This is a genomic window from Nonomuraea sp. MG754425, from assembly GCF_021699195.1.
Classification (GTDB): domain Bacteria; phylum Actinomycetota; class Actinomycetes; order Streptosporangiales; family Streptosporangiaceae; genus Nonomuraea.
In genome coordinates this window covers 68,687-77,299 of the sequence record NZ_SSXE01000050.1, presented here as the reverse complement: position 1 = coordinate 77,299, position 8,613 = coordinate 68,687, and the positions used below count along the sequence as shown (strand labels likewise).

Below are 8,613 nucleotides of genomic sequence, written 5' to 3'. Positions count from 1 at the left end.
CCTCCGCCCCACCCGCCCCACCCCCGAGAAGCTCACCACGTACGAGTGCGGGGTGGACCCCGTCGGGGAGGGCTGGGCGCAGTCACAGGTGCGCTACTACGTCTTCACGTACCTGTACGTCGTGTTCGCCGTGGACGCCGTCTTCCTGTTCCCCTGGGCCACCGTCTTCGACGCGCCCGGCTACGGTCTGACCACGCTGGTGGAGATGTTCGTCTTCCTCGGCTTCATCGCCCTCGGCATCCTGTACGCCTGGCGCAAACGCGTCCTCACCTGGACCTGACCGTTTCGATCGCCGGTGTCATTCGGTGGCCACCCGGACTCCGAGCGCGATCAGAGTCGCCCCGAGGAGCGCCTCCTGCACCCGCCGGACGCGCCGGGAACCGAGCAGATGACGGACGCGATGCACACTCAGGGCGGTCAGGCCGAGCCCCGTCATGCTGAAGGCCACGGCGATCACCGCCAGCCCCAGAGCCACCGGCACCGCTCGGCCCGACGAGCCGACGGGGACAAACTGCGGGAGGGCGGCCAGAAAGAACAGCGTGGCCTTGGGGTTCGTCAGGTTGGTCAGGAGCCCCTGCAGGAAAGGCGTGCCGCGCCGCTCGGGCTCGGAGCGGGCCGGTTCGACGGCACCGTGCGCCGGACCGATGCGCCAGGCCGCCCACAGCGAGCGGAGGCCGAGGCCGACCAGCAGCACCGCACCGGTGAACTTGACGAGCGCGAACAGCGCCTCGCTACGCAACAACAGCTCCGCCAGGCCGAGCGCGACCAGCGTGGCATGGACGAAAAGCCCCGCCGCGCAGCCGAGCGCGGTGCGCATGCCCGCGGACCGGCCGAATTTCATCGTGCTGCGGATGACCACGGCGGTGTCGAGACCGGGCGTGATCGTGATCAGCAGGCACAGGCCGACAAAGGGCATCAGATCTTGGGCCACCTTGCGATTGTGCCGCAACCTGATGCCCGCGCCCCGCGCCCCGCGCCCCGCGCCCGGATCCGGGATCCGGGGCGCCAGGGTTCCATGTTCTACCAGGAGCCCGCTCTCATCCATGGGCCGACGCCCGACACGACCGCCTCCAAGCGGTCTCCTGGCCCGAGCCTCGACGCCGGATCCCCTTGTCGGCAGGCTGCTACCAGCCGGGAGGGCGCTGATTCCTTGGTTCGATCCCTCCTTTGCCTGACCTGCGATCCGCGCAAGAATGGCCATATGGCAGCAACGGATCTCCCGATGCCCACCGTGGGCCCGATCTCACGGTTGGCGCCCAAACCCATGCGGTTCGTCCTCAACTGGGGCCGCCGTTACTCGCTGTGGGTGTTCAACTTCGGGCTGGCCTGCTGCGCCATCGAGTTCATCGCAGCCTCGACGAGCCGCCACGACTTCATCCGGTTCGGCGTGATCCCGTTCGCGAACGGCCCGAGGCAGGCCGACCTCATGATCGTCTCGGGCACCGTCACCGACAAGATGGCCCCGGCCGTGAAGCGCCTGTACGAGCAGATGCCCGACCCCAAGTACGTGATCTCCTTCGGCGCCTGCTCCAACAGCGGCGGGCCGTACTGGGACTCGTACTGCGTCACCAACGGCGTCGACCAGATCATCCCGGTCGACGTCTACGTCCCCGGCTGCCCGCCCCGGCCGGAAGCCCTCCTGTACGGCATCACCAAGCTCCAGGACAAGATCGCCGCCGAGAAGCTGAGCGACCGCTACATCTGGTCCCGCCCGCACGCCCAGCTCCCGCCGCAGGACCAGCCGCCGGGCGAGACCTCGTCCGACCGGCCCTCGAACGAGGAGCCGGGAAGGTGAGCACCGGCGACCCCACCCCCACGGGAGCCGGCCCGGAGAACCCGCTCGCCACCGGCCCCACGAGCATCGCAGCGCACTTCGGCGACCGCGTCCAGATCACGGAGTCCTACGGCGACACCACGATCGACGTCGCCCCCGCCGACTGGACCGACCTGCTCACCTACGTCCGCGACACCCTCGACTGCGCCTTCTTCGACTGGCTGGCCGGCGTGGACGCCCCACCTGACTCGTTCGCCGTCGTGGCCCACGTCTACAGCCCATCGGCGGGCCGTGGCCTGCTCCTGCGCACCCATGTGCCGCGCGAGAACCCCCACCTCCCGACCGCCGTCCTCGTCTACCGGGGCGCGAACTGGCACGAGCGCGAGACGTACGAGATGTTCGGCGTGATCTTCGACGGTCATCCCAACCTCACACCGCTGCTCCTCCCCGACGGTTTCGAGGGGCATCCGCTCCGCAAGGACTTCATCCTGGCCGCCCGCGTGGCCAAGCCCTGGCCGGGCGCCAAGGAGCCGGGCGAGTCCGGCCACGGCTCACCGAGCCGCCGCAAGACCCTTCCACCAGGAGTTCCAGCCGACTGGGGGCCGCCTGATGCTTGAAGTGGCGCTGAGCTTCGTCGTCATCCTTGTCGTGTTCCTGGTGCTGCCGCTGATAATCGGCCAGACCGAGCACAAGGTCATGGCACACATGCAGTCGAGGCTCGGCCCCATGTACGCGGGCCGCTTCCACGGCTGGGCGCAGCTCATCGCCGACGGTGTGAAGTTCGCGCAGAAGGAGGACATCGTCCCGGCCGCGGCCGACCGCCGGGTCTTCATGATCGCCCCCGCGGTGGCGCTGATCCCGTACCTGGTCGTCCTGATCGTCATCCCCATCGACCGCGACCGGGTGGCCGTGGACCTCGATCTCGGGCTCTTCTTCGTCCTCGCCGTGATGGGCATCGGCGTCCTCGGCTCGATCATGGCCGGCTGGGCCTCGGGCAACAAATACTCGGTGCTCGGCGGCATGCGCTCGGCCGCCCAGCTCATGTCGTACGAACTGCCGCTGGTGCTGGCCGCCTCGTCGGTGGCGATGGCCGCGGGCACTCTGTCGCTGCCGGGCATCGTCGAAGCCTGGCAGTGGTGGTGGCTGCCGTGGCAGGCGATCGGCGCCGTCGTCTTCTTCCTGGCCGGCCTCGCCGAGCTCCGCCGCCCGCCGTTCGACATGCCGATCGCCGAGTCGGAGATCATCATGGGCCCGATGACCGAGTACACCGGCATGCGCTTCGCCCTCTTCATGCTCTCCGAGTACGCCGGGATCGTCGTCCTGTCCTTCCTGACCACTGTGCTGTTCCTGGGCGGCTGGCACGGGCCGTTCCTGCCGGGCTGGCTGTGGACGCTGCTGAAGGTGTTCCTGCTGGCCTTCGTCGTGATCTGGTTCCGAGTCACCTACCCGCGGCTTCGTGAGGACCAGCTCCAGAGGCTGGCCTGGGCCGTCCTGGTGCCGCTGTCGCTCGCTCAGCTCGCCCTCACCGGTGTCGTCAAAGTGCTCACCTGACACGCGCTCGCCTGGTTGATTGTCGAGCCGGCCGGCCCTCGGCTCAGCGGACGATCGCCAGCATCACGTCCGAGGCGGATGGCCGCTGCTCGGCCTGCTTGTTCAGGCAGGCCCCCACGACGCCGCGTAACGCGGGCGGCAGCGGCGACAGGTCGGGATGGAAGGTGAGCACCCGGTGGAACACCGCGGGAACCGTGTCCTCCCCGAACGCCGGCCGCCCCGTGGCCGCGTACATGATCGTCCCGGCCCAGCTGAACACGTCGGAGGCCGGCCCCACGGGCTCGCCCTTGAGCTGCTCCGGCGACATGTACGGCGGTGTGCCCACCATCTTTCCCGCCGTCATCGTCACCTGGTCGAGCGCGCGGGCGATGCCGAAGTCGATCACGCGCGGCCCGTCGTGCCCGATCAGCACGTTGCTCGGCTTGAAATCGCGATGCACGACCCCGGCCTTGTGGATCGCCGCCAGCGCCCCCGCCGTGGACAGCGCCAGCCGTGTCAGGCCGTCCTCGTCGCGTGGGCCGTGCCTCTTGACGAGTTGCTCCAGCGACGGCCCCTCGACGTATTCGCTGACGATGTACGGGTGCTGCCCCGTGATGTCCACATCGAGCACCCGGGCTGTGGAAAACGTCGCCACCCGGCGCGCCGCCTCCACCTCACGGGCGAACCTGGCGCGCGCCGTCTCGTCCACCAGGTCGTGCAGCACCTTCACGGCGACCCGTACGCCGTTGGGCGCCATGGCCAGGTAGACGGCCCCCTGCCCGCCGCGCCCGATCGGCTGCAGCACCCGGTAGCGGCCGACCCAGCCTGGCTCGTCCTGGCGCCGCTGGTGGCTGGGCGCGGTGGTGCGCTGCCGCAGGTCGGCCTGCGGGTAGGCGGGTCCGGTCAGCCGGGCCCGCGCCATGAACGGCACCAGGATGCCCGAGTGGATGACCCCGCCGATCCAGCTGAGGAGCAGCCCCAGCGTGACGATCGCCGACAGAGCCGGAGGAAAATCGTCATACGAGTCGTACGCCATGATCGCGAGCAGGAACGAGCCGATGCCCGCGAAGTAGACGGCCGCGGCGGCGCCGTTCCAGACGCTGCGCAGCCAGAAGGCCGCGATCCCGATGGTGAACGGGGTTGCCATCCCGCACGTGAGCAGGGGCAGGAAGGCCCAGACGACGGCGGCCGTCCACCTCAGACCACTGGGGCGGACGGGATGGCTGTGCTGCATGGCCGAGAGACTATCGCCATGCCGTGGTTCATATCGGGCATGCACACAGCTTGTGGATAACCTCCCCTCAGCCTGTGGATGGCTGTGGAAAAACTGGGGACAACTCTCCGGCTCATTCACGTCCGCGGCCAAGTACGTCATGATGTTGAACCATGGCGCGGATACCGGGAGTCGGACTGGCAAAGGGGCTGTCCATTACTCTTCGCCACATGCTGCGCAAATCGGTTACGCAGCAGTATCCCGAGGTCAAGCCCGATCTGCCGCCCCGCAGCCGAGGCGTCATCGCCCTGGTCGAGGAGAACTGCACCTCCTGCATGCTCTGTGCCCGGGAGTGCCCTGACTGGTGCATCTACATCGACTCCCACAAGGAGACGATCCCGGCCCCGGAGGGCGGGCGTCCCCGTCAGCGCAACGTCCTCGACCGCTTCGCCATCGACTTCGCCCTGTGCATGTACTGCGGCATCTGCATCGAGGTCTGCCCGTTCGACGCGCTCTTCTGGTCCCCGGAGTTCGAGTACGCGGAAGGCGACATCCGTAACCTCCTGTACGAGAAGGACAATCTGGCCTCCTGGGCGCAGACCGTCCCTCCGCCCCCGGCCCACGACCCGGGCGCCGAGCGCCCGAAGGAGCTGACGGCCGCTCCCAAACGGCCGGCCCGCACACCGGCGGCGCAGCGCCCCCGCGCCGGCACCCCGGCAGCCGAAGCTCCCAGTGCCGCGACCGGCGGGTCAGCCGAGGAGCCCGCCTCCGGCACGTCCGAGACCGGCCCCGCCGCCCCGCCGTCGAGCACCCCGGGCGGACGTCCCCGCCGGCCCATGTCGAATGTACGGGGGATCCGCCCGCCGGGCGCCCTCCCGGCCACGCCCCAGAGCGGCGACTCCGCCGAGCAGCCGGGGCCGGACGACACCGGCACCGAGACGCCGTCATCCACAGGACAACAGCGTCCCGACGAGTTGTCCACAGCCTCGGGCGAACCGCAACCGAAGCCCGAACCCGAGGAGCAGACTTCTGCCGCGAGCCACCGCCGGCGCAGGATGACCGATCCCCGGTCCATCCGGCCGCCGGGGCGGCTCGGTCCTGACGAGCCGAAGGAGTCCGAGGAGGATTCGTGACCGAGGCAGTGCCCTCCTATCTGTCACCCACCGGGCAAGAGATCGTCTTCCTGCTCCTGGGCGCGGTAGCGGTCGGGTCGGCGCTGCTTGTCGTCACGACGAGGCAACTCGTCCATGCCGCCCTGTGGCTGGTGGTCTGCTTCGGCGCGCTGGCCGGCGGCTACCTGGTGCTGACCGCCGAGTTCGTGGCCTGGGTGCAGGTGCTCATCTACGTGGGCGCGGTGGTCGTGCTGATGTTGTTCGGCATCATGCTCACACGCGCCCCCATCGGCCGCTCCGCCGACCTCGACAGCGGCAACAGAGTGGTCGCCGCCGTGGTGGCGGTGGCCACGGCGGCGATCCTCGTCACGGTGGTGATCGACGGGTTCCGCACGGCCTACGCCCCGCTCACCCCCGGTCCGGGATCCGCGAGGGAACTCGGCGCCAGCGTGTTCGCCACGTGGGTGCTGCCGTTCGAGGCGCTGTCCGTGCTGCTGCTGGCTGCGCTGATCGGCGCCATCGTCCTGTCCCGTACGGACATCCCCGGCGGCGAACCGGCCGATCCGCCCGATGACCTGTCGAGAAGCACCCCACCACCCGACCAGACCGGGGGGCACTAGTGCACATCGTCTACCCGGCGGTCGTCGCCGCGCTGCTGTTCTCCATCGGCGTCTACGGCGTGCTGGCCCGGCGCAACACGATCCTCGTGCTGATGTCGGTCGAGCTGATGCTCAACGCCGTCAACCTCAACCTGGTGGCGTTCGACGTGTGGCTGGGCGACCGCCTGCACAGCGGTCAGGTGCTCACCCTCTTCGTCATCGTCATCGCCGCCGCCGAGGTGGGCCTGGGCCTGGCGATCGTGCTGGCGCTGTACCGAAATCGCCGCACCGTCGATATCGACCACCTCCGCGACCTCGCCGAGCCACCCGGCGACCGTCCGCGCCCGCCCGGCGCTCATCCCGACGGGCGGCGGGAGCGCCACGACGACGAGCAACCGGTCCAGCGAGGAGGCGGCCCGCGATGACGACGTTCCCCCTGCTGGTCGTGCTCCTGCCGTTCGCCGCCGCCTTCACGGGCCTCCTGCTCTCCCGATGGCCCCACCGGCGGGCGGCGCTCACGAACGCGCACGGGCAGGAGGAGCCCGCCGGGCACGCGACCGGGCGGGCCGCGGGCGGCACCACCCGGGCCGCCTGGATCGCGATCCTCCCCACCGCCGCCGCCGCGATCCTGGCCGTCTCACTGGCCTGGGTTCCAGGCCTGGCCTACTTCACCGGCGCCACCGCCCCGCCTCCCACCGGCCAGACGTACGGCACGATCGGCACCGGCGGCATCCCGATCTCGCTCGTCCTCCAGGCCGACGCCCTGTCGAGCGTCATCGGCGTCCTGGTGACCCTGGTGGCGCTGGCCGTACAGGTCTACTCCGTCGGCTACCTCGAAGACGACCCGCGCTACCCCTCTTACAGCGCCTTCATCAGCCTGTTCACCAGCGCGATGTTGCTGGTCGTGTACGCGGGCGACCTCCTGGTCCTCTACGTCGGCTGGGAGATCATGGGCCTGTGCTCCTACCTCCTCATCGGGCACTGGTGGGAAGACCGGGGCAACTCCCGCGCCGCGGTGAAGGCGTTCCTCGTCACCCGTCTCGGCGACGTCGGCTTCCTCTTCGGCATCTTCACGCTCGGCACGGCCGCGGGCAGCTTCCGCATCACCGACGTGCTGGCGAAGGCCCCCGACATGGCCCCGGCCACCCTGGTGACGGCCACGATGCTGCTGCTGGCGGGGGTGGCGGGCAAGAGCGCCCAGGTGCCGCTGCACACCTGGCTCCCCGACGCCATGGCGGGCCCCACACCGATCAGCGCCCTCATCCACGCCGCCACCATGGTCGCCGCCGGCATCTTCATCGTGGCCAGGCTGTTCCCGGCCTTCCTCGCCGCCGGCCCGACGCTCGACGTGCTGGCCGTGCTCGCCGCGCTGGGCATGCTGGGCGCCGCACTGGCCGCGCTCGCCCAAGACGACCTGAAACGCGTCCTCGCCTACTCCACGGTCAGCCAGCTCGCCTACATGGCGGGCGGCCTCGCCGCGGGCTCCGACGTCGCGGCCGTCTTCCACCTGGTGACCCACGGCGCGTTCAAGGCGCTGCTGTTCCTCTGCGCGGGCGTGGTGATCCACCACGTCGGCTCGAACCTGATGACCCGGATGGGCGGCCTGCGCCGCGAGCTGCCGATCACGTTCGTCACGATGACGATCGGGTTCGCGGCGCTGATGGGCATCCCGCCGACCGGCGGCTTCTTCAGCAAAGACGGCGTCCTGCTCGCCATGGACGACGCACTGTCCACCGGCGTCCTCACCGACGCGGCCGCCCTCCTCCTGTACGGCTGCGCGCTCGCGACCGTGGCCGTCACCGGCGCGTACGCCACCAGGGCCTGGCTGCGCACCTTCTTCGGCCCGCCGAGCGCCGTGGCGCTCCCGGAGCCGGAGCCCGGCACCGCCCACGTCGTGGACGTCAGGGAGGCCCCGCGCTCGATGCTCGTGCCCGTCATCCTGCTGGCCGTCCCCGCCCTGCTGCTGGGCTTCGCCGGCGAGCCGCATCTCGACCTCGGCATGGCGGTCGTCAGCGTCGTGCTCGCGGCGCTGGGCGCGGGCCTGGTCTACGCGTTCTGGCGCATCGACCCCGTCGCCGACCCGGCCCGCCTGCTCGGCCCGCTGCGGGTGCCGTGCGAGCGCGCGTTCTACGTGGACACCCTCTACGCCGCCCTGCTCGTCCGCCCGGTGCCGGCCCTGGCCAGGCTCGTCGTCAGAACGGACGACGTGCTCGTGGACGGCGCGGTCCGCGGCTCGGGCAGGTCGGCCCGCGTTCTGTCCGGCGTGCTGCGCCTGGCCCAGAACGGCAACGTGCAGCTCTACGTCAGCGGCCTGCTGGCCGGCGTCCTGCTGATCGTGGTGGGGGCGGTGATGTTCACATGACAGACGAGAGCACCGAGCAGAGC

9 protein-coding genes and 1 pseudogene are annotated in these 8,613 nt (G+C 70.3%); 8 read left to right on the top strand and 2 right to left on the bottom strand.

The window, feature by feature from the left end; all coding sequences use genetic code 11:
* A partial coding sequence (locus FAF44_RS19410) for an NADH-quinone oxidoreductase subunit A (RefSeq protein WP_237104602.1) occupies positions 1-280 on the top strand: 280 nt, incomplete at its 5' end.
* 18 nt (positions 281-298) lie between these two features.
* Here the strand turns inward: FAF44_RS19410 and FAF44_RS19405 are convergent.
* Complete coding sequence (locus FAF44_RS19405) at positions 299-931, bottom strand: LysE family translocator (protein ID WP_237104601.1); 633 nt, start codon at positions 929-931, stop codon at positions 299-301.
* 333 nt (positions 932-1,264) lie between these two features.
* Here FAF44_RS19405 and FAF44_RS19400 point away from each other — a divergent pair.
* From FAF44_RS19400 to nuoH, 3 genes and pseudogenes are all read left to right on the top strand, one after another.
* Positions 1,265-1,699 (top strand): annotated as a pseudogene (locus tag FAF44_RS19400) (NADH-quinone oxidoreductase subunit B); the annotation flags it as partial.
* 92 nt (positions 1,700-1,791) lie between these two features.
* Positions 1,792-2,391: an NADH-quinone oxidoreductase subunit C gene (locus FAF44_RS19395; RefSeq protein ID WP_308193343.1), complete on the top strand. Its 600-nt coding sequence runs from the start codon at positions 1,792-1,794 to the stop codon at positions 2,389-2,391.
* Positions 2,384-3,325, top strand: coding sequence for an NADH-quinone oxidoreductase subunit NuoH (gene nuoH, locus FAF44_RS19390; RefSeq protein WP_237104600.1), 942 nt, complete (start codon positions 2,384-2,386; stop codon positions 3,323-3,325). Before FAF44_RS19395 ends, nuoH begins: the two co-directional genes overlap by 8 nt.
* 43 nt (positions 3,326-3,368) lie before the next feature.
* Here nuoH and FAF44_RS19385 read toward each other — a convergent pair whose 3' ends face one another.
* Positions 3,369-4,538, bottom strand: coding sequence for a serine/threonine-protein kinase (locus FAF44_RS19385; protein ID WP_237104599.1), 1,170 nt, complete (start codon positions 4,536-4,538; stop codon positions 3,369-3,371).
* A gap of 209 nt (positions 4,539-4,747) precedes the next feature.
* Between FAF44_RS19385 and FAF44_RS19380 the strand changes: the two genes are divergently transcribed.
* The 4 genes from FAF44_RS19380 to FAF44_RS19365 are packed head-to-tail and all read left to right on the top strand — an operon-like array spanning position 4,748 to position 8,590.
* Positions 4,748-5,650, top strand: a complete 903-nt coding sequence (locus FAF44_RS19380) for an NADH-quinone oxidoreductase subunit I (RefSeq protein WP_237104598.1) — start codon at positions 4,748-4,750, stop codon at positions 5,648-5,650.
* On the top strand, positions 5,647-6,249 hold the full coding sequence (locus tag FAF44_RS19375; protein WP_237104597.1) for an NADH-quinone oxidoreductase subunit J: 603 nt from the start codon (positions 5,647-5,649) through the stop codon (positions 6,247-6,249). The genes FAF44_RS19380 and FAF44_RS19375 overlap by 4 nt, the downstream gene beginning before the upstream one ends.
* A complete protein-coding gene (gene nuoK / locus FAF44_RS19370; RefSeq protein ID WP_237104596.1) occupies positions 6,249-6,653 on the top strand; it encodes an NADH-quinone oxidoreductase subunit NuoK in 405 nt (134 codons plus the stop codon). Before FAF44_RS19375 ends, nuoK begins: the two co-directional genes overlap by 1 nt.
* Positions 6,650-8,590 carry an NADH-quinone oxidoreductase subunit L gene (locus FAF44_RS19365; RefSeq protein WP_237104595.1) on the top strand — a complete coding sequence of 647 codons (1,941 nt, stop codon included), beginning with the start codon at positions 6,650-6,652 and terminating at the stop codon, positions 8,588-8,590. Before nuoK ends, FAF44_RS19365 begins: the two co-directional genes overlap by 4 nt.
* Positions 8,591-8,613 lie beyond the last annotated feature (23 nt).